A 260-nucleotide genomic window follows, 5' to 3' on the forward strand; every position below is an offset into this window, starting at 1 on the left:
CTGCATCGGCCGGGTCCGGCGTTTGATAGCCCGATGGTCCTGTTCGACAATGTTGTTCAGGTACTTGATCTGGCGGACCTTGATCGGTGTCTCGCGATCGGCATTCACCGCATCCAGTGCGGCCAGACTGGAACCGCTTTTGTCGATGGTCACGGTCTCTGGCGTACCATTATGGGCGATCGCCTTTTCAAAGAACCGCCGGGCAGCGACCTTGTCCCGCCTGGCCCTGAGCAGGAAGTCGACCGTGTCGCCCGCCTTGT

The 260-nt window shown here is 60.4% G+C and carries 1 protein-coding gene; it reads right to left on the bottom strand.

Annotated elements, in window-relative coordinates; genetic code table 11:
* Nucleotides 1-260, bottom strand: a 260-nt coding sequence (locus VSR34_RS39100) for a DDE-type integrase/transposase/recombinase (protein ID WP_342965313.1), incomplete at both ends; no start/stop codon positions are given.

The organism is Paraburkholderia sp. JHI2823 (genome assembly GCF_038900695.1).
GTDB lineage: Bacteria > Pseudomonadota > Gammaproteobacteria > Burkholderiales > Burkholderiaceae > Paraburkholderia > Paraburkholderia mimosarum.